Source organism: Streptomyces sp. NPDC001549 (genome assembly GCF_042894025.1).
Lineage (GTDB): Bacteria > Actinomycetota > Actinomycetes > Streptomycetales > Streptomycetaceae > Streptomyces > Streptomyces kutzneri.
This window is the reverse complement of record NZ_JBIAVJ010000003.1, coordinates 377,721-402,894: the sequence shown is the minus strand read 5'-3', so window position 1 is coordinate 402,894 and position 25,174 is coordinate 377,721. Positions and strand designations below refer to the sequence as shown.

At 74.9% G+C, this 25,174-nt stretch carries 12 protein-coding genes; 1 reads left to right on the top strand and 11 read right to left on the bottom strand.

Going from position 1 to position 25,174, the window contains the following annotated elements; translation table 11 throughout:
* Positions 1–2: 2 nt before the first annotated feature.
* The 11 genes from ACFY04_RS07270 to ACFY04_RS07220 are packed head-to-tail and all read right to left on the bottom strand — an operon-like array spanning position 3 to position 23,609.
* The gene (locus tag ACFY04_RS07270; RefSeq protein ID WP_389114694.1) at positions 3–2,564 is read right to left on the bottom strand and encodes an amino acid adenylation domain-containing protein; all 2,562 of its coding nucleotides are present in this window, start codon (positions 2,562–2,564) and stop codon (positions 3–5) included.
* Positions 2,561–4,150 (bottom strand): AMP-binding protein, encoded by a 1,590-nt coding sequence (locus ACFY04_RS07265; RefSeq protein WP_389114692.1) that lies wholly within the window; start codon positions 4,148–4,150, stop codon positions 2,561–2,563. Before ACFY04_RS07265 ends, ACFY04_RS07270 begins: the two co-directional genes overlap by 4 nt.
* Positions 4,147–7,365 (bottom strand): condensation domain-containing protein, encoded by a 3,219-nt coding sequence (locus ACFY04_RS07260; protein ID WP_389114691.1) that lies wholly within the window; start codon positions 7,363–7,365, stop codon positions 4,147–4,149. Before ACFY04_RS07260 ends, ACFY04_RS07265 begins: the two co-directional genes overlap by 4 nt.
* Entirely contained in the window at positions 7,362–8,630 is a 1,269-nt protein-coding gene (locus ACFY04_RS07255; RefSeq protein WP_389114690.1) for an MFS transporter, read from the bottom strand. The genes ACFY04_RS07260 and ACFY04_RS07255 overlap by 4 nt, the downstream gene beginning before the upstream one ends.
* Positions 8,623–12,720 (bottom strand): amino acid adenylation domain-containing protein, encoded by a 4,098-nt coding sequence (locus tag ACFY04_RS07250; protein ID WP_389114689.1) that lies wholly within the window; start codon positions 12,718–12,720, stop codon positions 8,623–8,625. The genes ACFY04_RS07255 and ACFY04_RS07250 overlap by 8 nt, the downstream gene beginning before the upstream one ends.
* A complete protein-coding gene (locus tag ACFY04_RS07245) occupies positions 12,717–14,000 on the bottom strand; it encodes a MupA/Atu3671 family FMN-dependent luciferase-like monooxygenase (RefSeq protein WP_389114688.1) in 1,284 nt (427 codons plus the stop codon). Before ACFY04_RS07245 ends, ACFY04_RS07250 begins: the two co-directional genes overlap by 4 nt.
* 2 nt (positions 14,001–14,002) lie before the next feature.
* Positions 14,003–18,604, bottom strand: coding sequence for a beta-ketoacyl synthase N-terminal-like domain-containing protein (locus tag ACFY04_RS07240; RefSeq protein ID WP_389114686.1), 4,602 nt, complete (start codon positions 18,602–18,604; stop codon positions 14,003–14,005).
* The gene (locus tag ACFY04_RS07235; protein ID WP_389114685.1) at positions 18,601–20,475 is read right to left on the bottom strand and encodes an amino acid adenylation domain-containing protein; all 1,875 of its coding nucleotides are present in this window, start codon (positions 20,473–20,475) and stop codon (positions 18,601–18,603) included. The genes ACFY04_RS07240 and ACFY04_RS07235 overlap by 4 nt, the downstream gene beginning before the upstream one ends.
* A complete protein-coding gene (locus ACFY04_RS07230) occupies positions 20,465–22,129 on the bottom strand; it encodes a condensation domain-containing protein (protein ID WP_389114683.1) in 1,665 nt (554 codons plus the stop codon). Before ACFY04_RS07230 ends, ACFY04_RS07235 begins: the two co-directional genes overlap by 11 nt.
* A 5-nt stretch (positions 22,130–22,134) precedes the next feature.
* Complete coding sequence (locus ACFY04_RS07225) at positions 22,135–23,010, bottom strand: thioesterase II family protein (protein ID WP_389114681.1); 876 nt, start codon at positions 23,008–23,010, stop codon at positions 22,135–22,137.
* The gene (locus ACFY04_RS07220) at positions 23,010–23,609 is read right to left on the bottom strand and encodes an NADPH-dependent FMN reductase (RefSeq protein ID WP_389114680.1); all 600 of its coding nucleotides are present in this window, start codon (positions 23,607–23,609) and stop codon (positions 23,010–23,012) included. Before ACFY04_RS07220 ends, ACFY04_RS07225 begins: the two co-directional genes overlap by 1 nt.
* A gap of 466 nt (positions 23,610–24,075) precedes the next feature.
* Between ACFY04_RS07220 and ACFY04_RS07215 the strand changes: the two genes are divergently transcribed.
* A complete protein-coding gene (locus tag ACFY04_RS07215; RefSeq protein ID WP_389114679.1) occupies positions 24,076–25,107 on the top strand; it encodes an aspartate-semialdehyde dehydrogenase in 1,032 nt (343 codons plus the stop codon).
* Positions 25,108–25,174: the final 67 nt, after the last annotated feature.

The following is a 25,174-nucleotide window of genomic DNA, read 5'->3' as shown; positions in this document are numbered from 1 at the left end:
GGTCAGCCTCCGGCCGGGAACGCGCCGGTGCGGCGGGCGACGGTCAGGGCCCCCGCGAGCGACTCGACGGTCGAGTAGGTGAACAGGGTGCGCACCGGGATCTCCAGGCCGAATTCCTCCTGGAGCCGCAGCGCCACGCGGGTCGCGGTCAGCGAGTCGCCGCCCAGGTCGAAGAAGTCGTCCCCGGCGCCGACCTCGTCGGCGTACAGCGTCTCGGCCCAGACCCGGGCCACGGCCCGCTCGGCCGGGGTGCGGGGGGCGATGAACTCGGCCTCCAGGCCGGTGCGTTCGCCGTCCGGTGCGGGCAGCGCCTTGCGGTCGGTCTTGCCGCTGGTGGTCAGCGGCATCCGGTCCAGGAAGACGTACGCACCGGGCACCATGTAGCCGGGCAGGGTGCGGCCGCACCAGTCGCGCAGCGCGCCGATGCCGGGCACCGGGCGGCCGGACACCGGGACGACGTACGCCACGAGCGTCTTCTCGCCGGGCACGTCCTCGCGGACCGTGACGGCGCAGGAGCCGACGTCCTCGTGGGCCAGCAGCGCGGCCTCGATCTCGCCGAGTTCGATGCGGAACCCGCGGACCTTGACCTGGTGGTCGAGGCGGCCGAGGAACTCCAGGTCGCCGCCGGGCAGCCACCGCACCAGGTCGCCGGTGCGGTAGACCCGGCCCGCGGCGAACGGGTTGCGGGTGAAGCGCTCGGCGGTCAGGTCGTCGCGGCCGAGGTAGCCGCGGGCCACGCCGGCGCCGCCGATGAGCAGCTCGCCGGGGACGCCGACGGGGACCGGGCGGTCCGCGTCGTCGACGACGTACAGCTCGGTGCCGGCGGTGGGGCGGCCGATGGGGACGGCGCCGGTGGCGCCGGTGATCTCGGCGACGGAGGCGTAGACGGTGGTCTCCGTCGGGCCGTAGCCGTTGAGGACCCGGGTGCCGGCGCGCAGCATCCGCGCGGCCAGTTCGGCGGGCAGGGCCTCTCCGGCGGCGAAGATCTCCAGGTCGCGCGGCCGGTCGCCGAGGGCGTCCAGGAGCGGGCGCAGCGCGGACGGCGTGGCCTGTACGAGGGTGACGGCGTGCCGGTCGATCAGCTCGACGAGGGCGGGCGGGTTGTGGATCTGGTCCTGGTACGCGCCGATGATCCGGCCGCCGGTGATCAGCGGCAGGAACACCTCGACGCCCGCGATGTCGAAGGTGGCCGAGGTGGTGAACAGGACCCGCTCGTTCGCCGGCGCCGGGAAGGTCTCCCGCATGCCGCACAGCAGGTTGCGCAAGCCGCCCCGGGTGACGGCGACGCCCTTGGGGGTGCCGGTGGAGCCGGAGGTGTAGAGGACGTAGGCGAGGTGCCCGGGCCCGGCGGCCGTCGCCGGCTCCACGACGGGGGAAGCGGCGATCTCCGCGGCGTCGGTGTCGACCGCGACGAGGGTACGGGGCCCCGCGCCGTCGCCGCCGGACAGCCGCCCGCGCAGCGACTCCTGGGTGACGACCACCGGTGCGGCCGTGTCCCGCAGCACGAACTCCAGGCGGTCGACCGGGTGCTGGGGGTCGAGCGGCACGTAGGCCGCACCCGAGCGGAGCACGGCGAGCAGCGCCACGATCAGTTCGGGGCCGCGCTCCAGGCAGACCGCGACGGGCACGTCGGGGCCGGCGCCGAGGCTGCGCAGGTGGTGGGCGAGGCGGTCGGCGCGGGCATCGAGCTCCCGGTAGGTGACCTCCTCGGCGCCGAAGACGACCGCGACGGCGTCGGGGACGCGCCGGGCCTGCCCGGCGACCAGACCGGCCACGTCCGCGTCGGCGTCCGCGTCGGCGTCCGCGTCGGCGTCCACGGCAGCGTCCGCGTCGGCGGCTTCGGGGAATGCGGCGCCTCCGCGGCCCCAGCCCGTGAGCAGGAGCTCGCGCTCGGCGGCGCCGAGCGGATCGAGTCCGTCCAGCGCGATGCCCGGGGCTTCGGCGATCGCGGTGAGCAGAGTGAGGTAGCCGTCGGTCAACCGCTCGGCGCTCGCCGCGTCGAACAGCTCGGCGGCGAAGCCGACGCACAGGCCGAGGCCCTCCTGGCCTCGGTCCGGGTCGAGCGCCAGGGTCAGGTCGGGCGGGCAGACGCCCTCGGCCCGGTAGGCCGGCCCGTCCGTGAACAGGGCCTGGAACACGGGGTGGTGACCGTCGGCTCCGGGTCCGGACGCGGCGGCCAGGCGGGCCATCGGCAGCGCGGCGGCCCGGCCGCGGGTCAGCGCGGCGTCGGTCCGCGCCACGAGCTCGGCGAAGGCCGGGCCCGCGGCCAGGTCGGCGCGCACGACGGCCAGACCGCCGTCGGCGCCCGGGACGCCCACCGCGAGGTCGCGCTGCCGGGTCCACCGGCCGAGCAGCACCTGGTAGGCGGCGAGCAGCACGGCGGGCAGCGGGGCGCCGTACTCGGCGGCCGCCTTGTCCAGCCCCCGCGCCGTGCCGGCCGGGACGGTGCGGGTGACGTGGCCCAGGGCGCCGGTGCGCGCCGAGGGGCGCGGCCGGTCGGTGGCCGGCTCCAGCGGTTCCAGGCCCGCCAGTTCGGTTCGCCAGTACTCCAGCGCGTCGGTCATGACCCCTCCGTCGTGTCGAGGATCCGCGCCAGTGCCTTGCGGTCCGTCTTTCCGTTGTCGTTGAGCGGCAGCCCGCCCGGCAGGTGGGTGAGCGAGGCGGGCACCATGTGCAGCGGCAGCAGCTCGCGCAGCCAGGCGTCGAACCGCTCGGGGTCCACCTCGCGGCCCGCGTAGGCGCCGGCCAGCTCGGTCTCGCCGTCCGGGCCGGGCAGGGCGAGCACCGCGGCGTCGATGACGTGCGGGTGGCGGTGCACGGCCGCCTCGACCTCGCCGAGCTCGATGCGGAAGCCGCGTACCTTGACCTGCTGGTCGAGGCGGCCCCAGTGCACGTAGAGCCCGTTCTCCCGCCGGACCCGGTCACCGGTGCGGTACCAGTGGCGGTCGGTCAGCGCGGTGCTGCCGTCGTAGCCCTCGGCGGGGCCGGCGCCGGGCTCGTACGAGACGAACCGCCCGGCGTTCTCGCGCGGGTCGAGGTAGCCGGCGAAGCGCTGCGGGCCGCGCACGCACAGCTCGCCCTCGTCGGCCGCCAGGCCGTCCCCGTCCAGCAGCACCATCTCCATGCCCGGGAAGGGGACGCCGATCGGCACGGTGCCGTTGGAGAACTCCGGCCAGTCCGTACTCGGCCCGGACAGCGCGTGGTTGGTGCAGCACACCGTCAGCTCGGTGGGCCCGTACACGTTGTGGATCACTGCGTTCGGGGCGACCGCGCGCCAGAGTGCGGCGTGCTGCGCGGTGACCGGCTCGGCTCCGAACATGCTGTGCCGGAGGTTCACGGCGCGGCCCACGGGCAGGTTGCCGAGCCGCTGCGCCTCCCGGATCACCGAGGGCACCGAGAACCAGTGGGTGAGCTCGCGTTCGACGATGAAGTCGACCGGCCGGTACAGGTCGGCGGCGAGCGGCACCACCAGGGTGGCGCCGCCGCCCCAGGTGGCGAACAGGTCGATGAGGCTGGCGTCGAAGGTCAGGCCGAAGGTCTGGGTGAGCCGGGCGCCCGGCGCGATCTCGTACCGCTCGATGTTGTGCGCGAGGAACAGCGAGGTGTTCCGGTGCCGGATCGGCACGCCCTTGGGCTGGCCGGTGGAACCGGACGTGAACAGCAGGTACGCCTCGCGGTCCGGGTCGTCCGGGACCGGCGGGAGCGACTGTTCCAGCACGCCGGCCGCCGCCGCGGGCACCCGCTCGTCCTCGTCGAGTCCGAGGACGGTCGGCCGGTGGCGCTCGGGCAGCCGGGTGAACAGGCCGGCGGACCGGGTGTCCACCAGAGCCACCTCCGCACCGGCCCGCTGGGCGATGTCGAGGTTGCGCTGCGCGGGGTAGTCGGGATTGAGCGGGACGGCGCTCGCGCCGAGCCGCTGGATCGCCAGGTAGCCGGCGTACGCGGCGACCGAGCGGGTGGCGGCGAGCGCCACCCGGGCGGGCAGCGAGCCGTGCTTGGCGGCGATGCGGTCGGCGAGGGTGAGCGCGAGGGCGCGCAGCTCGCCGTAGGTCAGTACCTCGTCGCCGATCTCCAGGGCGGGCAGGCCGGGGTGACGCAGGGCCGATTCCTCGAACCACTGGTAGAGCGTGCGCTGTTGCCGGTCGTTCATCGCTTCCTCGGTATCGGTGTACTGGTCTGGCGGGTGCGGCCGCGGGCGCGCATGGCCTCGGCGCGGGCCTGGGCCCGGCTGTGCCCGCGCTCCCCGGCGGCCGACGGGGCGTCCGTGGCGGGGGCGCCGCCCAGGAAGGCGGCCATGGCCTTGACGGTGGAGTGCCGGAACAGGTCCACCACGTCGACCTCCCTCTCCAGTGCGCTGCGCAGCCGGTCGCGCAGCCGGATCAGGAGCAGCGAGTTGCCGCCGGCGTCGAAGAAGTTCTCCGACGCTCCGACCGTCCGGCCCAGCACCTGCTCCCAGGCCGCGGCGACGGTCCGCTCGGCGTCGCTCGCCGGCTGCGCGTCGGCCCCGTCGGCCGGCTGCCCGGCCCCGGCGGCGGCCGCCTCGGCGAGCAGCTTGGCGATCGCCTCCCGGTCGGGGCGCCCGCCCGGCAGCAGCGGCAGCCGGTCGGCCAGGTGCAGCCGGGCGGGCAGCAGGTGGCCGGGCAGCAGGTCCCGCAGGTGGGTACGGAGTGCGTCGGCGGTCAGGTCCGCGCCGGGCCGGGCCGCCACGGCCGCCGCGAGGGCGCCGTCCGCCGGGTCGGTCAGGACCTGCGCCCGGACGACACCGGGGTGCGCGAGCAGCGCGCCCTCGACGTCGAGGGCGGCCACGCGGACGCCCCGCACCAGGGCCTGGTCGCCGGACCGGCCGGCGAAGACGATCCGCCCGTCGGGGAGCCGGCGGGCCAGGTCGCCGGTGGCGAACAGCCGTGCGCCGGGCTCCCCGCCGAACGGGTCGGGCAGGAAGCGTTCGGCGGTGCCGCCCGCCCGGTCCGGGTAGCCGCGGGTGACGGCCGGGCCGCCGATGTGCAGCTCGCCGACCGCGCCGGTCGCCGCGATCGCACCGCGCGCGTCCAGGACGTACGCCGTGGCGCCGGCCGGCAGCCCCAGCGGCAGGGGGCCGTAGCCCTCCCCCTCCGGGGACCGCGCCGGGCCCGCGAGCGCGGGGCCGGCCGTCTCGGCGCACGCGTACAGCTGGTGCACGTCCGTGGCCCCGGCGGCCAGCGCGGCCGCGAGGGTGCCGGGGAACAGGGGCTCGCCCGTGGCGAGTACGGGGACCCGCGCGCCGCCGGCGAGCAGCCCCGCGAGCTCGGCGGGGGCCGCGAGCACGGTGGCCGCGTCGCCGCCGGTGGGGACGACCGCGCGGCCGCCGCGGGTCAGCGGGCCGAACAGCTCCAGGAACGCGGCCGGCGAGTCCGGGACCGCCAGCAGGGCGACCGCGTCGAAGGCGGCCGCGGGCAGCTCGCGGTGGGCCCAGCGCAGCCGGGACACCAGGTTGCGGTGCTCGGCGACGACCGCGCGCGGCTCGCCGGTGACACCGGCCGTGCGCAGCACCCAGGCGGCGCCCCGCGCGGTGACCCCTGCGGACTCCGGCACCGCCCCGTCCTCACCGGCCGCGTCCTCACCGGCCGCGTCCTCACCGGCCGCGTCCTCACCGGCGGCGTCCTCGTCGGCGGCGTCCTCCGGGTCGAGCACGTCGACCTGGGTGTGGTCGAACAGGGCGCCGGAGTACGGGTCGGCGAGGACCGTCCGCAGCCCCGTGTCGTCCACGGCGAGCCGCAGCAGGAACGCGGGCAGCTCCGGGTCGAGCGGTACGCACATCCCGCCCGCCCTGACCACCCCGAGCTGGGCCGCGGCCAGCGCGAAGGACTTCGGGACGCACACCCCGACGGGGGTCTCGGGGCCGGCCCCGAGCGCCCGCAGGCGCGCCGCCACCCGGTCCGCCGCGCGGTCGAGTTCGCGGTACGTCCAGGTGCGCGCCCCCGCGGCCACCGCGACCGCGTCGGGGGTGCGGGCGATCTGCTCGGCGACCAGCTCGTGCAGAGTGCCCGCGTCCTCGTACGCGGGCACGGGCGCCGGGGCCCCGGTGCGCAGCAGCGCGGAGACGCGGGACTTCGGGTCCGCGCCGATCCGCTCCAGGACCGTGCGCAGCCGGTCGAGCAGCAGCCGGGCGGTGGCCTCGTCGAAGAGGTCGGTGCGGTAGTCCACGAGGGCGAGCAGGCCGTCCTCGGTCTCCACGGTGTCGATCGCCAGATCGGTCTTCATGGTGGGCAGGCGCAGCTCGGCCGCGCCGAACCGGGAGCCGGCCGCCTCGTGGACGGGCGCGGCCGGCGCGTGCGTGTACATGACCTGGTAGAGCGGGTGGTAGCTCGGGTCGCGGGCGAGCCCGAGCCGGTCCATGACCTCGTCGACGAGCAGGTCGGGGTGGTCGAGGGCGTCGAGGAGGTCCCCGCGCACCCGGCCGGTCAGGTCGGCGAACTCCGGGTCGTCGGCGAGCTCTCCGCGCAGGACGACGGGCCGGGTGAGGTAGCCGATCACGCCGGCGCTCTCGGTGGTGTCGCGGCCGGAGACGGCCATGCCGGTCAGCACGTCGGTGCCGCCGTACTGGCTGAGCACCACGTCCACCGCGGCCTTGAGCACCATGAACAGGCTGGCGCGCTTGGTGCGGGCCAGCCGGCGCAGCGGCTCCACGACCGGCCCGGGTACGACGGTGGTGACCCGGGCCCCGGCGTGCCCGGCCCGCGCCCGGCGGGGCCCGGCGAGCGGCAGTTCGAGGAGTCCGGGGGCGCCGGCCAGGCGCTGCGTCCAGTAGGCGAGCCGTTCGGGCCTGGCTGCCTCGTCCAGCGCGGTGCGCGCGGCGAGGAACTCCCCGTACCCGACGGCGGGACGGGGCAGCGGGTCGGCGAGGCCGCCCGCGAACGCCCCGTACAGGGCGACGAGTTCGGCGGTGAACAGTTCCAGCGAGGCCCCGTCGAACACGATGTGGTGGACGCCGACGAGGAGTTGGTGCCGCGTCTCGGACAGGCGCAGCAGCTCGGCCCGCAGCAGCGACCCGCCGTCGAGGTCGAAGGGGGTGCGGGCGAAGGCGTCCGCGCGGGCGGCCGCCTCCTCCTGCGTCGCGTCGACGCGGTCGAGGCCGACCGGACCGGGCGCCCCGATCCGCTGCACGGGCTCGCCGTCGCAGTCCCGCACGATGCGCACCCGCAGCGCGTCGTGCCGCTGGACGAGGGCGTCCAGCGCGCGCTGCAGGGCGTCGCCGTCGAGCGGGCCCTCGATGGTGACGGCGAAGGGGATGCTGAAGAACGGGTCGCCGGGCCGGAGCTGGCCCAGGGCCCACAGCCGCCGCTGGGCGGGGGTCAGGGGAAGGGCGGGCGGGGGAAGCGTGCTCATGCGACGGCCTCCGGTTCCGGGGTGCCCGCCCGGTCACCGCGGCCGCCGCGCAGCCGGGGGACGAGGAGGGCGAGGGCCGCGACGACCAGGACGGCGCCGGCCACCACGATGGAGTCGGCGATGCCGACGAGTCCGGCGAGCAGGCCGCCGACGACCACGCCGAGAACGGTGAAGTTGACCATCAGGGCGTTGAGCAGGCCGACGCCGCGGCCGCGCAGCTCCTCGGGCAGGTCGCTGAGGAGCGTGTTGGCGACCGGCACCTGGAAGAGCCCCGAGCCGAGCCCGGCCAGGACGCACCAGAGCAGGACGACGGTCAGACCGAGTGCGCCCTGGTCGGTGGCCTCCCATGCCGTGCCCGTGGGGGCGAGCAGCAGCAGGGAGGCGCCGAAGAGCACGATCGACCCGATGAGCAGCCCCCGGTCGGAGAACCGGCGCACCAGCGGCGGACCGGTGAGCGCGCCGATCACACAGCCCGCGCCGAAGCCGGCCTGGGCCAGCCCGTACTCGAAGGCCGGGAGCTCGAAGACGCTCAGGAGCTGGGAGTTGAGGTTGGTGGTGAACAGGCCGAGGACCAGCATCACCGGGACCATGACGATCGCCAGGAAGCGCAGCGAAGGCACGGCGAGCACACCGGAGATGCCCGTGCGCAGCGACTGCCAGTACCCCTCGCGGCCGCTGTCGGCGCCCCGCACGGGCACCTCCCGCAGCACCGCCATGCTGGCGAGCAGCACCGCCGAGAGCACGAACGTCACGGCGTCGAGCACGAAGACCGCGGTGACGCTGCCGAAGGCGATGAGCAGCCCGCCGAGCGCCGGGCCCACCAGGTTGAGGGTGTGGTTGGTGGACTGGAAGAGGGCGACCGCCGTGGGGATGCTGTGCCCGCGCACGATCAGCGGGATCGCGGTGATGCGGGCCGTCTCGAAGAAGGCCTTGGCGATGCCGCTGAGCAGGATGAGCACGAGCAGCAGCAGCGGCGAGTCCCGTACGGCGATCATCGCGAGCACCAGGGCGACGCGGACCAGGTCCGAGCCGACCATGAGCAGCCGGGCCGGCAGCCGGTCGGCCAGCGGGCCCACGAACGCGCCGAGCACGCCGAAGGGCAGCAGCTGTGCGATGACGACCAGGGACACGTACAGGACCGGGTCGTCGGTCTCGGTGGCCACCACGTAGATCAGGGTGATCTTGGTGATGGCGTCACCGAGGAAGGAGGCGACGACGGCCAGCCAGTACCGGATGTACGTCCGGTCCTTCAGCAGCTCAAGCATCGTCTCCCTCACCGTTCCCGGCAGCGCCGTTCAGTACCTCGTTGAGGACTTCGGCGACGCCCTCGATGTGGGGGTGTCGCATCATCGTGTAGTGGTTGCCGCCGACCGTGCGGACGTCGAAGTGCTGCCCGGTCAGCTCGTTCCAGGAGGTGGCGAGGTCCCACTCCTCCTCGTCGGCGCGGATCAGCGTGACCTTGCCCTTGACGGGGCCGGGCCGGAAGTTCCACACCAGGCGCAGGTTGGCGACCCACAGCTCGTAGATGTCGCGGATCTGCTCGCGTCCGGCGTCCGGCGGCAGGTAGTCACACTCGCGGGCGATGCCGAGCAGGTAGTCGAGGTGCGCGTCCTCGTCCATGCTCTGGAGTTCGGCGAGCGGCTTGAGGCGCCGGCCGTAGTCCCACTGCAGGTTGGCGGCGATGGCCTCGACGATCTCGGCCGGGTCCGGCTCGGAGCCGGCCGGCACGACGGCGGGCGCGTGCGCGTCCATCATGACCACCGACACCTCGGCGCCGCTCTTCTCCAGCTCCCCGGCGACGGCGAAGGCGTTGGCCCCGCCGTAGCACCAGCCGGCCACCGTGTAGGGGCCCTCGGGCTGGGTCTCGCGGATCAGCGCGGCGTACTGGGCGGCGCGGTCGCCGAAGCCGGTGAACGGCAGCTCGCCGCCTGTGGGCGGCGGCGAGGCCAGCGCGTACAGCGGGCGCCCGGCGGGCTCGACGAGCGCGGCGAACGGCATGTAGCAGACCACCTCGCTGCCGGCCGGGTGGGCGAAGAACACCGGGGAGCCGGTGCCGTCGCCGGAGCCGAGCTCGACCAGGTGCACCCCGGTCTCGTCCTGGTAGCCCTCGCGCAGCATCCGGGCGAACCGCTCGACGGTGGCGCCCCGGAAGATCGCCGCCATCGGGAGCTGCTGCCCGAACCGCTTCTCGATCTCCGCCATCAGGCGCAGCACGAGCAGCGAGTGACCGCCCAGGTCGAAGAACCGGTCGTGCAGGCCGATCGGGGAGACCCCGAGGACCTCCTCCCAGATGTGCACGACCTCCAGCTCGACGGCGTCGCGCGGGGGCACGTAGCTCGCCGCGTCGCGCTCGACGGCGGGGGCGGGCAGCGCCCGGCGGTCGATCTTCCCGCTGGTGTTCAGCGGGAAGGTCTCCAGGCGGACGATCGCGGCGGGGACCATGTAGTCGGGCAGGAAGGCGCGCAGGTGCTCGCGCAGCTCCTCGGCGGTCAGCGCCTCGTCGGCGGACTCGACGTACCCGGTGAGCCGCTTGTCGCCGGGGCGGTCCTCGCGGACCAGGGCGACCGCGCGGCGCACCGCCGGGTGCTCCTCCAGCCGGGCCTCGATCTCGCCCAGCTCGATGCGGAAGCCGCGCAGCTTGACCTGGCCGTCGTCGCGGCCGAGGAAGACGAGCGTGCCGTCCTCGCGCAGCCGCGCCTTGTCGCCGGTGAAGTAGAGGCGGGCACCGGGGCGGCCGCCGAACGGGTCGGGCACGAACCGCTCGGCGGTCAGGCCGGGCCGGCCGCGGTAGCCGCGGGCGACGCCGGTGCCGCCCAGGTACAGGTCACCGGGCATGCCGACGGGGACCGGGGCGAGCCGGTCGTCCAGGACGTACACCTGGGTGTTGTCGAGCGGCCGGCCGATGGAGATCTGCCCGGTGCCGCTGTCCAGGCGCTGGAACGTGGACCAGACGGTGGTCTCGGTGGGGCCGTACACGTTCCAGGTGCGGCCGGGCTCGCGGACCAGCTGCTCGGCCAGGGCGGGCGGCAGGGCCTCGCCGCCGACCAGGACGCGCAGCGAGCCGTCGTTGCGCCAGCCCGCCTCCACCAGCAGGTGCCAGGTGGCGGGGGTGGCCTGCATGACGGTGGCGCCGGTCTCGGCGAGCAGCCCGGCGAGCCGCCGGCCGTCGACGGCCTGCTCCTTGGTGACGACGTGCACCCGGGCCCCGCTGATCAGCGGGGCGTACAGCTCCAGGCCCGCGATGTCGAAGGTGACGGGGGTGACGGCCGCGAGCGTGTCGCCGGGGGCGAGCCCGGTCTCGCGGGCCATCGAAAGGAGCAGGTTGACCAGGTTGCGGTGGGTCACCTCGACGCCCTTGGGACGGCCGGTGGAACCCGAGGTGAAGATGACGTACGCGAGCCGGTCCTCGCCCGAGGCGGGCTTCGCCGGGACGGCGGGCGCGGCGGCGATCGCCTCCGCGTCGGTGTCCAGGCGGATCCGCTCGCCGGGGCACTCGGCGAGCGCGCCGAGCAGACCCTCCCGCGTCAGCAGGAAGCCGGTGCCGGCGTCGCCGGTCATGTCGGCGAGGCGCTGCGCCGGGTAGGCGGCGTCGAGCGGCAGGTAGGCGCCGCCCGACATGATCACGCCGAGCAGGGCGACGACGAGGTCCACCGAGCGGTCCAGGCAGACGCCGACGACGGTCTCGGGGACCACGCCCCGCGCCTGCAGGTGGGACGCCAGCCGGCCGGAGCGGTCCAGGAGTTCGCCGTACGTCAGCCGCTCGTCGCCGCAGGAGACGGCGACCGCGTCGGGGGTGGCGGCGGCCTGGCGGCGCACCAGGTCGTCCAGGCCCAGGCCGGGCTCGCGCTCGGCCTCGGTGCTGTTCCACTCGACGAGCAGGGTGTGCGCCTCGTCGGCGTCGACCAGGGACAGGTCCTGGACGGTGCGTCCCGCGTCCTCGGTCATCTGCTCCAGGAGGCGCACGACCTGGCGGGCCATACGCGCCATCGTGCTCTCGTCGAACAGGTCGGTGTTGTACTCGAACAGGCCGTGGAGGTGGTCGGCGGCGAGCTGCGGGTCGTCGAGGAACCCCAGGAACACGTCGTCCTTGGCGGTGGCGTTGTCGAGCATCAGCTCCTCGACGCGCAGCCCGGCCATCGGCGGCGGGTCCTCGTGGACGAAGTCCACCAGGATGAAGGAGGCCTGGTAGATCGGGGTACGGCTGGGGTCGCGGGGGATGTCGAGCTCGTCCAGCAGGGTGCCGAACGGGATGTCGAAGTGGTCGAAGGCGCCCAGCATGGTGGAGCGGGTCGCCTGGAGCAGCTCGCGCACCGTCATCGCGGGCGAGACCGTGGTGCGCAGCGGCAGCATCGTGAGGAAGTAGCCGATCATCGGCTCGGTCTCGGGCCTGCCGCGCGTCGACGAGGTGGTGCCGACGACGACGTCCTGCTGGCCGGTGAGCCGGTGCAGCAGCGTCTTCCAGGCGGCGAGCAGCACGATGTTGATCGTGACGTCCTCGCGCTTGGCGAGGTCGCGGACCGCCTGGGTCAGCTCCGGGGTGAGCGGGAACTGGTAGCGGGCGCCGTTGGAGGTCATGACCGGCGGGCGCGGCCGGTCGGTGGGCAGCTCCAGGACCAGTTCGGCGCCTTCGAGCTTCTTCTTCCAGTACGGCAGGTGCTTGTGCCGGACCTCCTCGCGCAGCCACTGCGGCTGCCACTCGGAGTAGTCCGCGTAGTGCACCTCCACGGGCGGCAGCTGCGGCTCCCGGCCCGTGGCGAACGCCGTGTAGAACTCGGCGAACTCGGCGTTGAAGATGCCCATCGAGCCGCGGTCCCAGACCAGGTGGTCGACGGTGCCGACGAGCACGTGCCGGTCGTCGGCGACCCGCAGCACCGCGATGCGCAGCAGCGGTCCCTTGACCAGGTCGAAGGGGGCGCGCATCTCCTCGGTGGCCAGGCGCGTCAGCTCCGCCTCGCGCCGCTCCTGCGGTACGGAGCGCAGGTCGACGTGGCGGACCGGCACCTCCATGGCCGGGTGGACGACCTGGACGGGAGTGTGGCCGTCCTGCTCGAAGGTGGTGCGCATCGCCTCGTGGCGGTCCACGAAGGCGTCGGTGGCGCGCTGGAGCGCGTCCCGGTCCAGCTCGCCGTGCAGCTTCGAGGCGAAGTACACGTTGTAGAGCGGGTCTTCGGCGTCGAACTGGTGGATCAGCCAGATGCGCTCCTGGTCCACCGTGAGCGGCACCCGGTCGCCGCCCGTGCGCCGGGGGATGGGGCCGGCCGTCGCGGGCGTCCGGGCGCGCTCGCGCATCTTCTTGTCCAGGAGGGCCCGCTGGGCGGGGGTGAGGCCGGCCAGCCGGTTGGCGAGTTCGGTCACGACTGGTCTCCTTCGGCGGCGGCCTCGGCGGGCCGGTACCGGTTCTTGAGTTCGGTGAGGTGTTCCAGGCCCTTGAGGACCTGGCCCGGCGCGAGGCCGAAGTCGACCAGGCAGGCCACCTCGTCCACGCCGATGTCGACCAGGTCCTCGATCAGGGACTCGCACTTGTCGGGCGTGCCGAGGAGCGCGAGCGTGTCGAAGTACCGCTCGAAGGTGGCGTTCAGCATCACGTCGCGCTCGGCCTCGGAGAGCTTGGAGTACTCGCTGCCGAAGCTGTCCTGCTGCGCGAGGAAGGTCTTGAGGTAGCCGGTCAGCGGCTCCCGCACGATCTCCCGGGCGCTCTCGTCGTCGGAGTCCAGGAACGTGTGCACCATCGCGGTGACCTTGGCGCGGGACGGGTCGTGCCCGGCTCCGACGAGCGCCTCGCGGTAGGCGGCGATCTTGTCCTTGAGGTCGGCGGGCCGCTGGGCGACGAGACCGGTCAGCAGGTACGCACCGGCCTCACCGGCCTTGACGAACGTCTCGGGGCTGCCCTGCGCCGACACCCACACCGGGAGCTCGGGCTGGATCGGGCGCGGCAGGGTGCGCACCGACTGGAGCGAGCCGTCGGTGCGCGGCAGTTCGACGCTCTCCCCGGCCCACAGCCGCTGGATCGTCTCGATCGCCTCGAACATCTCCTCCTTGCGGCGCGGGTAGCGCTGCTGCCCGTCGCCGGGGGCCAGGAGGAAGTCGTCGGGGTGCCAGCCGGAGGCCGCGGAGATCGCGGCCCGCCCGCCGGACAGGTTGTCGACGACCGCCCACTCCTCGGCGACCCGCACCGGGTGGTGCAGCGGCAGGACACAGCTGCCCGCCCGGATCTGGATCGCCTGCGTCTGTACGGCGATGGCCGCGGCCAGGACCGACGGGTTGGGGTAGAGCCCGCCGAAGTCCACGAAGTGCCGCTCGGGCACCCAGATCCCGGCGAAGCCGTTGGCGTCGGCGAACCGGGCGCTCTCCATCAGGAGGTCGTACTTCCCCGGGCCGGCCGCGGTGCCGTCGCCGGAGAAGAAGAACAGGCTGAACTCCATGGTGCTCCCGGGGCGCCGGCTGCGGCGCGGCGCGGCGGCCTGCCGGGCGCCGGCCCGCTCCCCCGCGTCCACGGTGGCGGGCGCCTTCAGGCCGCGCTCGCGCATCGCGCGCAACAGGACCTCGCGCTGCTCCGGGCTCAGCGAGGCGAGCCGCTCCTGGAGCATGCGGGCCTGCGCCGCCTCGGCGTCGGTGGTCGTGTTCTCGTCAGCCATGGTCAGCTGTCACCCTTCAGCTTGTGCTCGGCCTCGGCGGCGGAGAGGGCTTCGACCTCGCGCAGCATCGCCTCGAACTCGTCCAGACCGATGGACTCGGCCTGGTGGGCGCGGATCGCCGCCGCGAGCCCCGGTACGGTCGGCGCCTCGAAGACGGCGCTCATCGGGAAGTCACCGTGCGCCTGGCGCAGCCGGCCCACGATCTGGATGGCGAACAGCGAGTTCCCGCCCAGGTCGTAGAAGTCGTCGTCCGGGCCGATCGGGGAGGCACCGAGCATCTCCTGCCACACCCGGGCGACCGACTGGGCCAGTTCGTCGTCCGGCCACACCGTGGCGGGGTCCCAGTCGCCGGCCTCGCCCCGGCCGCTGCCGAGCGCGTTCGTGAAGGAGGCCGCGGTCATGCCCTGCTGGTCGGCCAGGACGTCCTGGAAGTCGGCCCGGGACACCACCAGCTGGGGCAGTCCGGCGAAGAGCGCGGCACGGGCCAGCGCGAGGCCGTCGGCGACGGGGATGCCCTGGCTCACGCGCAGCCGCTCGTACAGCTCGCGCACCTCGGGCAGTCCGGCCATCTGCAGCTCGAACCAGTCGTCCCACTCCCACTGCGACCAGTCGAGGGTGACGGTGTTGCGCCCCTGGGCCGCACCGGCGGCGGCGAAGGCGTCCAGGAAGGCGGCGGCCGCGCAGTTGTCGGCCTGGCCGAAGCCGCCGACGATGCCGGTGGTGGCCGAACCCGACAGGAAGAAGTCCAGCTCGTCGTCGGCGAGCAGCTCTTCGAGCAGCAGCGTGGAGCGCACCCGCGCCCCCAGCACGGCCTCGAAGTCGTCCCGCGACTTGAGCGCGACGAGTCCGGTGCCCCGGGCGTCCGCGCAGTGCAGGACGCCGTCGACGGCGCCCAGCACGGAGCGGGCCTCCTCGACGAGCGCCCGGGCCTGCTCCGGGTCGGCCAGGTCGGCCGCCCGGTAGGTGACGGCACCGGGACGGGCGGCGCGCAGCGCCGCGATCCGCTCGGCGCGGGCCCGCTCGGCCCCCGCGGGCAGCGCGGCCCACTCGGTCTCGGCCGGGAACCGCGGGTCCCCGACGAGCACCAGGCGGGCGCCCGCCGCGGCGAGCTCCTCGGCGAAGCTCAGCCCGGCCTCGCCGGACACGCCCGTGACCAGGTAGCCGGCGTCGGCCCGCCAGGCCCGCTCGACGGGTACGGCCGCCGGCTCGACCGGCGCGAAGGCGCGGCCCAGCCGCTGGGTGCCCCGGTAGGCGACGAGGGTCTCGGTGCCGGGACCGGCCAGTTCGGCGGTGAGCTGCCGGGTCAGACGCGTCCGCGCGGCGGTGTCCGCCGGGGGCAGCACGTCGATGCTCCGGCACGTCAGCCAGGTGTACTCCTGCGGCAGGACGGTGACCGCCCCGTACAGGGCGGCCCGCTCGGGGCGGGTCACGTCCGAGCCGTGCGCGTCCTGCAGCCGGTCGGTGAGGACGTCGACGCGCACCGGGGTGTCGGTGCCGCTCTCGCCGAGGGCCTGGGCCAGCGCGACGAGGCTGTGGAAGCCGGTGGCCACGCCGTCGGCGTAGCGGTCCGCGGCCGCGGCCGTGGCCGGGGCCGAGCCGTCCGGCCCGGTGACGGCCCAGGCGTGCACGATCCGGTCCGGAACCGACCCGTCCTGGCGCAGCTCCGCCAGGACGCGGCCCAGGTGCCCGGCGTCCGCCGGGTCGGCGTCGAAGCCGCGCTCGGAGGTGCGGGCGTAGGCCGCCGCCTTGCGCACGGTGGTGACGCTGTCGCCGCGCTCGCGCAGGGCGGCGGCCAGGTCGTCGGCCAGTCCGCGCTCGTCGGCCAGCACCAGCCAGGTGGCCGGTCCGGCCGGCTCCGGGGCGGCGGCCAGCGGCGCGCGGTGCCAGACCGGCGCGTACGTCCAGCGCGCGCTGTCGGTGCGGACGCCGGTGGTCCTGGCCGGCTTGGGCAGCAGGAAGCTGCGGCCCTGGAAGGGGTAGGGGGGCAGCGGCACCCGGCGGCGCCCGCCGCCCTCGTGCAGGGCGCTCCAGTCGACGCCGGCGCCGTGGCGCCACAGCTCGGCCAGGCCCTCGCGGACCGCGCGGTGCTCGGCGGGCGCCTCGGCGCCGGCGCGCGGCCTGCGCAGCAGGGTGACGACGGGGCCCGGCTCCGGGTGGGTCCTGACGAGCCCGCCGAGCTGGCTGCCGGGGCCGGCCTCGACGAACACGGCGGGGCCGCGCTGGGCGAGGGCGTCGATGCCGTCGGAGAACCGGACGGGCCGGCGGGTGTGGGCGACCCAGTACGCCGGGTCGGTGGCCTGCTCGTCGGTGATCCAGGTACCGGTGACGTTGGACAGGAAGGGGATCTTCGGCGCGTTCAGCGTGACCGAGCGCAGCACCTCCTCCAGGCCGGGCAGGGCGGACTCGACCAGCGCGGTGTGGAAGGCGTGCGAGGTCTCCAGCTCGCGTACGGAGGCGCCCTGGGCCTCCAGGACCCGGCGGGCCTCTGCGACCTCCTCGGGCGTGCCGGCGACCACGCAGGAGCCGGGCGCGTTGACCGCGGCGATCGTCGCGCGGCCCTCCAGCGCCCGGGTGAGCGCCTCCTCGTCGAGGAGCACCGACAGCATCCGGCCGGGCGCGAGGTCCTGCATCAGCTGGGCGCGGCGGGCGACCACGCGCAGGATGTCCTCCAGGCTGAACACCCCGGCCAGGCAGGCCGATACGTACTCGCCCAGGCTGTGGCCGGTCATGGCGGACGGCTCGACGCCCCAGGAGAGCAGCAGCTGCGCGGTGGCGTAGTCGACGGAGAAGACGGTGGGCTGGGTGTAGAGGGTCTGCCGCAGCCGCTCGCGGGTCTCCTCGCCGTCGGCGGCGAACGCCACGTCCCGGACGTCCCAGCCGAGCCGGGGCAGCAGGAGCTCGGCGCACCGGTCGAGAGCCGCGCGGAAGACGGGCTCGGTGCGGTACAGGTCCGCGCCCATGCCCGGGTACTGGGCACCCTGGCCGGGGAAGAGGAACACCACCTCGGGCTTCCCCTCGCCCTGCCCGGCGACCGCGGCGGCCACGGCGGGCCGGTCCTGGCGCAGCGCGGCGGCGGCGCCTTCGAGGCTGTCGGCCACCACGGCGCGGCGGTACGGGAGTTCGGCGCGGCCCGACTGCAGGGTGTGGGCGGCGTCCGCGAGGGCCGCGCCGCTCCCGGTGAGCGCGTCCGCGAGGCGCTCCGCGGCGGCGTCGAGGGCTTCGGGGGAACGGGCCGACAGGGGCAGGACCTGCCAGTCGCCGTCCGTTTCGGGTTCGGTGGCGACGGCGGGGGCCGCCTCCAGGACCACGTGCGCGTTGGTGCCGCCGATGCCGAAGGCGCTCACCCCGGCGCGCGGCGGGGTCGCCGTCCGCGGCCAGGGGGTGCCCTCGCCGGTGACCACGAACGGGCCCTTGTCGAGGGCGAGCCGCGGGTTGGGGGCGCGGAAGTGCGCGGTCGGCGGGATGAAACGGTGCTCCAGGGCGAGCGCGGCCTTGATCAGTCCGGCCACGCCTGCGGCCGCGTCGAGGTGGCCGATGTTGGACTTCACCGAGCCCAGGTGGACGGAGCCGACGGCCGCGTCGGGACCGAACGCCTCGGTGAGCGCCTGCACCTCGATGGGGTCGCCGAGCGGGGTGGCGGTGCCGTGCGCCTCGACGTACTGGACGGTGCGGGGCTCGACGCCCGCGACGGCCAGCGCCTCGGCGATGACCTCGGCCTGGCCGTGCGGGGACGGCGCGGTGAAGCCGATCTTGGCGGCACCGTCGTTGTTGACGGCCGAGCCGCGGATCACGGCGTGGATGTGGTCGCCGTCGGCGACCGCGTCCTCCAGTCGCTTGAGGACGACCAGGGCGACGCCGTCGCCGGAGACCGTGCCGGAGGCGTCCGCGTCGAAGGGGCGGCAGTGGCCGTCCGTCGAGAGGATCGCGCCCTCCTCGTACCGGTAGCCGCGCGGCTCGAACTCGCGCACCGCGACGCCGCCCGCGAGGGCCAGGTCGGACTCAAGGCTGAGCAGCGACTGCACGGCCAGGTGCACGCCGACCAGCGAGGAGGAGCAGGCGCTCTGCACGGTGAAGCTGGGCCCGGTCAGGCCGAGCTTGTAGGAGACGCGCAGCGCCAGCATGCCGGGGTCGTTGCCGATCGCGACCTGGATCTCGTCGGAGATCCGGCCGTCGGCGCCGGTGTCGGCGATCCGCTCGCGCAGGTAGCCGCTGCCCGAGGTGCCGGCGAAGACGCCGGTGCGGCCCTCGAAGGAGCCCGCCGGGTAGCCGGCCCGCTCCAGGGCCTGCCAGGCGGTCTCCAGCAGCAACCGGTGCTGCGGGTCCATCAGTTCGGCCTCGGAGCGGGTCACGCCGAAGAACTCGGCGTCGAACCGGTCGAACCCCTCGACGGGGAAGCCCGACTTCACGTAGGCCGGGTCGGCGAGCAGCCGCTCGGGCACGCCCGCCTCGGCGAGCTGCTCGTCGGAGTAGTCGGTGCGGCCCTCTTCGCCCGCCGCCACCATGCGCCACAGGGCGTCGACATCGCCGGCACCGGGGAAGCGGCCGCTCATCCCGATGATGGCCACGGACTGCTCGGGCAGCGGCAGATCCGCTTCGTACGTCATGCGTTCTCCCCGTGCGGGTTGGTGGTGGACTGTGCGGCGAGCAGCTGTTCCAGGGCCGCCGCGAGTTCTCGGACCGTGGGCAGGTCGAAGAAGATCCGCAGCGTCACGGCGACGCCGAACTGCTCCTTCGAACGGGCCACGACCTGGGTCGCGAGCATCGAGTGCCCGCCGAGATCGAAGAAGTCGTCGTCGAGGCCGACGCGGTCGACCGAGAGCACATCGGCCCAGATCTCCGCGAGGGCCTTCTCCACCGGGGTACCGGCGGCCTCGAAGTCGCCGCCCAGGTCGGGGCGTACGGCCTCGGGTGCGGGCAGGGCCCGCCGGTCGACCTTGCCGTTCAGGGTCAGCGGCAGGCGCTCCAGCGGGACGAAGACGTTCGGCAGCATGTACGCGGGCAGGGTGCGGCCCAGGTGCTCGCGCAACTCGGTGGTTCCGTCGGCCGGTTCCGCCCCCGCGGACACCCAGTACGCGACCAGGCGCGGCTCGCCCACCGAGTCCTCGTCGACGATCACCACGCAGTCCCGGACGTCCGGGTGGCGGGTCAGGGCGTTCTCGATCTCGCCGAGCTCGATGCGGTAACCGCGCACCTTGACCTGGTGGTCGAGGCGGCCGAGGTACTCGTGATCGCCGTCCGCGCCCCGCCGGGCGCTGTCGCCCGAGCGGTAGCGGCGGGCGCCGGGCCCGGCCGCGTCCGGGTCGGGCAGGAAGCGCTCCGCGGTCAGGGAGGGCCGGCCCAGGTAGCCCCGGGCCACCCCGGCGCCGCCGACGAACAGCTCGCCGGCCTCGCCGTCGGCCGCCCGGGTGCCGTCCGCGCCCTTCACGGGGGCGACCTGCATCGTCCAGCCCTCGAAGGCGCCGCCGATCATGGAGCCGGCCCCGGCGTCGAGGTCGGCCGAGGTCATCCGGCGGTAGGTGGAGTGCACGGTGGTCTCGGTGATCCCGTACATGTTGACGAGCTCGGGCCGGTCCTCACCGTGCCGGGCGATCCACGGCCGCAGCATCTCGGGCGGCAGCGCCTCGCCCGCGAAGACGACCAGGCGCAGGGCGTCGAGGGCGGCCGGTCCGGCGCCGGGCGGCTGCTCCTCCTCGTACCGCACCAGCTGCCGGAAGGCGGCCGGGGTCTGGTTGAGGACGGTCACCCGCTCGCGGTGCAGCAGCGCGTGGAACTCCTGCGGCGAGCGCCGGGTCTCCTCCGGTACGACGACGAGCCGCCCGCCGTGCAGCAGCGCGCCCCACATCTCCCACACCGACACGTCGAAGGCGGCGGAGGCGAACATGGACCAGACGTCGTCGGGGCCGAAGCCGAAGTGGCCCCGGGTGCCGGTGAGCAGGCTCGTCACGTTGCGGTGCTCGATCATGACGCCCTTGGGGGTGCCGGTCGAGCCGCTGGTGTAGATGACGTACGCGAGGCTCGCCGGGCCGGTGCCCGCGTCCTCGGGCGCGGTGTCCGGGTGGCCGCTCAGGTCGGTGCCGCCGGGGCCGGTCAGGACGGTGTGCGCGGCGGGCAGGCCCCGCCCGTCCCGGTCGGTGACCAGGACGGCGGCGCCGGCGTCGGCGAGCGTGAAGGCGATCCGCTCGTCCGGGCTCGCCGGGTCGAGCGGCACGTACGCGCCGCCCGCCTTGAGCACCGCGAGCAGCGCCGTCACCAGGGCGGTGGTGCGCTCCGTGCAGACGGCGACCGGCACTTCGGGGCCGACGCCGAGGGAGCGCAGGTGGTGGGCGAGGCGGTTGGCGGAGCGGTCGAGCTCGCGGTAGGTCAGCCGGCCGTCGATGCCGGTCACGGCGATCGCGTCGCCCCGCACCGACGCCTGCCGCGCGAACCAGGCGTCGATGGTGCCCGGTCCCGGGGCGGCCAGTGGGTCAGCGGTCACGGTGGGTGTTCCTCTCGGTGCCGGACACCCGGAAGCGGACCGCTGGGAGATCCAGCACGGGCCCGTCCGGGAAGGTGATTGCGTCGTGCAGCGTCTGCTCGTAGGCGGCCAGCAGCGCGGCCGGGGTCTGGGGCCCGAACAGGTCGGTGTCGTATTCGAGGGTCAGCGCGACCCCCGCACCGCTCTCCTGCACGTACAGGCTGAGGTCGTACTTCGCGGTGTCCTGCGGGCCCGTGAGGTCGAGGGAGCAGTGCTCCAGCCCGGCGAAGACGGGGTCCGACTGCTCCTTGAGGAAGCTGAACATCACCCGGAACACCGGCAGGAAGTCCCGGCTGCGCCGGGAGACCAGGGCCTCGACCAGTTTGTCGAAGGGCAGTTCCTGCTGCGCGGAGGCGTCGAGCAGCGCGGTACGGGTGCGGGCGAGCAGCTCCCGGAAGGCCGGGTCCCCGCCGAGTCCGACGCGGACCGGAACCATGTTGATGAGGCAGCCGAGGAGCTCCTGGAGCTCGGGCCGGGTGCGGCCGGCGACCGGGATGCCCACGGTGACGTCCTCGGTCCCGGACCAGCCCGCGAGCAGCGCCTGGAACCCGGCGAGCAGCGTCATGTTGAGCGTTCCGCGCCCGGCCCGGCCGAACTCCCGCAGGCGGGCGGTGAGTTCGGGGCCGAGGTCGCGGGTGACGACCGCGCCGCGGAAGGACCGGTGGCGGGGCCGGGGGTGGTCGGTGGGCACGGCGAGAGCCTGCGGGTCGTCGCCGAGCACCGCCCGCCAGTGGGCGGTCAGGGCGTCCAGGGTGTCGCCCTGGAGCCGCTCGCGCTGCCAGACGGCGTAGTCGGCGTACTGCAGCGCGGGCTCGCCGCCCGCGCCCGCTCCCGCTCCCGCTCCCGGGTCGCCGTACAGCTCCCCCAGCTCCCGGAAGAAGATCTCGACGGACCAGCCGTCGATGGCGATGTGATGGAACGTCACCACCAGGTGGTGGTCCTCGGCGCCGAGCCGCAGCAGGTGGGCCCGCAGCGGCAGGCCGGCGGCGAGGTCGAAGACGTACGCGCCCACCTCGGCGGCGATGCGCGCCGCCTCGGCCGCGGGCTCCGGCGCGGCGGTCAGGTCGGTGGACGGGAGCGGGAACTCCCCGGGTGCGGCGACGGCCTGGTGGGGCACCCCGGACGAGGCCCGGTAGGTCGTGCGCAGCACCTCGTGCCGGGCGACGAGCGCGGTCAGCGCCCGGCCGAGCCGGCCGTGGTCGAGGGCGCCGCGCAGCCGCAGCACGGTCGGCACGTTGTAGAGCGTGGTGCCGGGGTCGATCTGCTGCATGAACCAGAGCCGCTGCTGGGCGAAGGACAGTGCGGGCCGCTCCGGCCGCGCCCCCGCCCGCGGGCCGGACGGTCCGGCCGTCGCGGCTCCCGCCCCCGGTCCCGACCCCGCCTTCCTCGCCGCCATGGCACCGCGCACCAGGCGGGCCATGCCCTCCAGGGTGCCCGCGTCGAGCAGCCCAGCGGGCTCGACGCGGGCGCCGAGCTCCTCGTCGATCCGGTCGGCGAGGGTGCGTACCGCTTCCGGCCGCCCGCCGAGTGCCTGCCAGTGCGAGCCGAGCGTCACATCGGTGGCGTCGAGGATCTCGGCCCACATCTGGGCGAGCTCCTCCTCCACGAATCCCATGACCGTCATATGAGTTGTGTCCCGGAGTGAGAGTGACGCACGGCGTCCTGGAGCAGTTCGAGGAATTTCGGCGGATTGCCGCTGAAGTAGAAGTGGTCGCCCTCGAAGACGTGCACGTCGGCGTCGGCCGTCGTGTGGGCGCCCCAGGCGCCGGCCTCGGCGAGCGGCACGTCGTGGTCGCCGTCGGCGACGAACACGGTGACCGGGCAGCCGACCACGGCGCCCGCGTCGACCCGGTACTCCGCCAGGGCGCGCAGGTCGCCGCGGATGGCGGGAAGCACGAGCTGCAGCAGCTCCGGGTCCTGGCGCACTCCGTCACTCGTGCCGCCGAGGCCCATGATGCGCGCCAGCACGGCGTCGTCGGGCTCGGGCTCGGGCTCGGGCCCTGCCTCGGCCACGCCCGGGCCGGCGGTCAGCCGGTCCGTACGCACCGAGGGCGCCGAACTGGCCGAAGCGACGAGGAGGTGGGGAGCGGTGCCCCCGGCCGACTCCAGCCGCCGGGCGACCTCGAAGCCGATGAGCCCGCCCATGCTGTGCCCGAAGAAGGCCGGGCGCCGCGGCAGCCGGGTACGCAGCGCCTCGGACACGCCGTCCGCCAGCGCCGCCACCGATCCCGCGGGCTCCTCGAAGAGCCGGTTCTCGCGTCCCGGGTACTGCACGACCAGCATCTCGATGTCCGGGTCGAGCGCCGCCGACAGGTCGAAGTAGTAACTGGCCGACCCGCCCGCGTGCGGGAAGCAGACGAGGGTGTACCGGGCCGCCGGCTTCGGGTGGAAGCAGCGGATCCAGGTGGTGGGGGCCGGGGCGGTCCCGAGGACCCGCGCCGGTGTCGTCGTGGCCGTGCCGCCGTCGGGACAGTGGCCTTCGTCGGCGCCGCTCATCAGGCGTGCACCGCGTCCGCACGCAGCGCCCGGTGGGCCCGGCGCGCCTCCGCGAACTCGACGACCTGGCCGGCCATCGCCGTCAACTGCTGCTGGGTGTGCGGGTCGGAGCACCCGCCGTCCGCACCGAAGCCGGCCGTCGCGCTGTTGATCGCCACCCCCAGCGGGGTGGTCCAGCCGCGCAGGGCGTGCACGACGTCCCGGAGCGCGGCGAGCGTGGTCACCGCGCCCTGCCAGCCCATCCCGACGGACAGGCAGCCGACGGCCCGCTCCGAGAGGTAGGGCCGGGCGTCGCCGCGGAGCTCCTCCGTGTAGTCCAGGGCGTTCTTCAGGAGCCCGGACACCGTGCCGTGGTACGCGGGGCTCGCCAGCACCACGCCGTCCGCCGAGGCCACCTCGTCGAGGAGCCGGCGCGCCTGGGGCGGGCAGGCCGCCACGCGCGGGTCGTAGAGCGGCATGACGAGGTCGGCGCCGCTGACGAGACTGACCTGCGCGCCCAGCCGGGCGGCCTCCGCGAGCACCACCCGCAGCCCGAGCTCCGCGGTGGAGCCAGGCCGGGAGGACCCCCCGATTCCGACGACCTTCACGGCCTGCTGCATGAACTCCCCGTTTCGCGTGTTCCGGTCCGGAAGCCCGGCTGCCCGTGCTCGTGGCGCTCTGGGTTCCCCGGTGGTCGATCTCCCCGGTCGATCAGGACCGGCCACAGCCTTCGGCACGTCAACTTGCAGGTCAACGCCCGCTGTCCGGGGAGATCCGATGGCCCCGTTCGGACATTCCGATGGCGCTCGCGGTAACGCCCGGCGCCCGTCGGCGGCCTCGCTCCCACCCGGGCGTCCGGGCCGCCGCGACCGATCGTTCCCATTGATGGGAGCCATCGGAGATACCCGTCGGCCCGCCCTTTCCCGGGCACCCCGGATGCGCGGATCATCGGAGCGGCGCCGATCGCGCACACCGCCCCATGCCGAGCTTCCGGCGCGTACTCGAACAGGGTCATGTCCCGGAAACGACGGCCCGCACGGCCGCCGGCCGTCCGTGTTCCCTGCCCACCGCGGATCCGAGAAGCCCATGCCCCAGGTCGACGACCCCGCCGCCCCCCGCATCGCCGTCGTCGGAGCGACCGGCGCGGTGGGCGGGACCCTGCTCGAACTCATCGAGGACCGCGCTCTGCCGTACCGGCGCCTGCACCTGGTGGCCTCCGCCCGCTCGGCCGGCCGTACGATCCGCGTCGACGGCCGCGACCAACGCGTCACCGAGCTCTCCCGGTTCGCGTTCGGCACGGTGGACGCGGCCCTGTTCTGCGCCGGCGAACAGGTCAGCAGGGAGTGGGTCCCGGTCGCCGTGGCCCACGGCGCCCTGGCCATCGACAGCACCCCCGCCTTCCGGATGACCCCGGGCACCCCCCTGGTCGTCCCGCAGCTCAACGCGGCCGAGCTGGGCCGCCGTCCGGCGGGCGGGGTGATCGCGGTGCCCGGCGCCGCCACGGTGCCCGTGGTCCGCGTACTGCGGGACGTGGAGCGCCGCTGGGGGATCCGCCGGATCGTCGTCAGTACGTACCAGGGCGCCTCGGGCGCCGGGCACGGCGGTATCGAGGAGCTCCAGGACGGCTCGCGTACGGTCCTGCAGGACCCGCAGGCCACCGTGCCCTCGGCGCAGTTCTCGCCCCCGCTGGCCTTCAACGTGCTGCCCGGCATCGGCGACGTCCTGGAGGACGGCTCGACCCTCCAGGAGCGGGAGGTGGCCGACGAGGTCCGTAAGGTCCTGGGGCTGCCCGGCATCGAGGTCACGGCGACCTGCGTCCGCGTCCCGATGGTCAGCGGGCACGGCGCGGCGGTGTGGGTGCAGTGCCGTGCGGCGGTGGACCGCGCCGAACTGGTATCGCTGCTAGAAGCGTTGCCCGAGGTCGTGGTCCACGACCGCAGCGGCCCGACCCCGGCGGCGCTGGGCGACCCGGACCAGCTCCACGTGGGACGCATCCGGGTCTCGGCCACCGCCCCCGAGGGCTTCTGGCTGTGGCTGGCCACCGACAACCTCCGGGTGGGCGGCGCACTGGACGCCGTACGGATAGTGGAGGAACTGCGGGCCCGGGGTGCCCTGTGAACACGGCCCCGCCGGCCCGCCCGAAGGCGGGGCCGGCGGGGCCGCGAGGGCCCGTGGGGCCCGTGGG

What these genes read in the sequence shown, in the direction of transcription:
- ACFY04_RS07260 (WP_389114691.1), bottom strand. Translation starts at nt 7,365, where the DNA reads ATGAGCACGCTTCCCCCGCCCGCCCTTCCCCTGACCCCCGCCCAGCGG.
- ACFY04_RS07245 (WP_389114688.1), bottom strand. Translation starts at nt 14,000, where the DNA reads ATGGCTGACGAGAACACGACCACCGACGCCGAGGCGGCGCAGGCCCGC.
- ACFY04_RS07255 (WP_389114690.1), bottom strand. Translation starts at nt 8,630, where the DNA reads ATGCTTGAGCTGCTGAAGGACCGGACGTACATCCGGTACTGGCTGGCC.
- ACFY04_RS07270 (WP_389114694.1), bottom strand. Translation starts at nt 2,564, where the DNA reads ATGACCGACGCGCTGGAGTACTGGCGAACCGAACTGGCGGGCCTGGAA.
- ACFY04_RS07265 (WP_389114692.1), bottom strand. Translation starts at nt 4,150, where the DNA reads ATGAACGACCGGCAACAGCGCACGCTCTACCAGTGGTTCGAGGAATCG.
- ACFY04_RS07225 (WP_389114681.1), bottom strand. Translation starts at nt 23,010, where the DNA reads ATGAGCGGCGCCGACGAAGGCCACTGTCCCGACGGCGGCACGGCCACG.
- ACFY04_RS07230 (WP_389114683.1), bottom strand. Translation starts at nt 22,129, where the DNA reads ATGGGATTCGTGGAGGAGGAGCTCGCCCAGATGTGGGCCGAGATCCTC.
- ACFY04_RS07220 (WP_389114680.1), bottom strand. Translation starts at nt 23,609, where the DNA reads ATGCAGCAGGCCGTGAAGGTCGTCGGAATCGGGGGGTCCTCCCGGCCT.
- ACFY04_RS07215 (WP_389114679.1), top strand. Translation starts at nt 24,076, where the DNA reads ATGCCCCAGGTCGACGACCCCGCCGCCCCCCGCATCGCCGTCGTCGGA.
- ACFY04_RS07240 (WP_389114686.1), bottom strand. Translation starts at nt 18,604, where the DNA reads ATGACGTACGAAGCGGATCTGCCGCTGCCCGAGCAGTCCGTGGCCATC.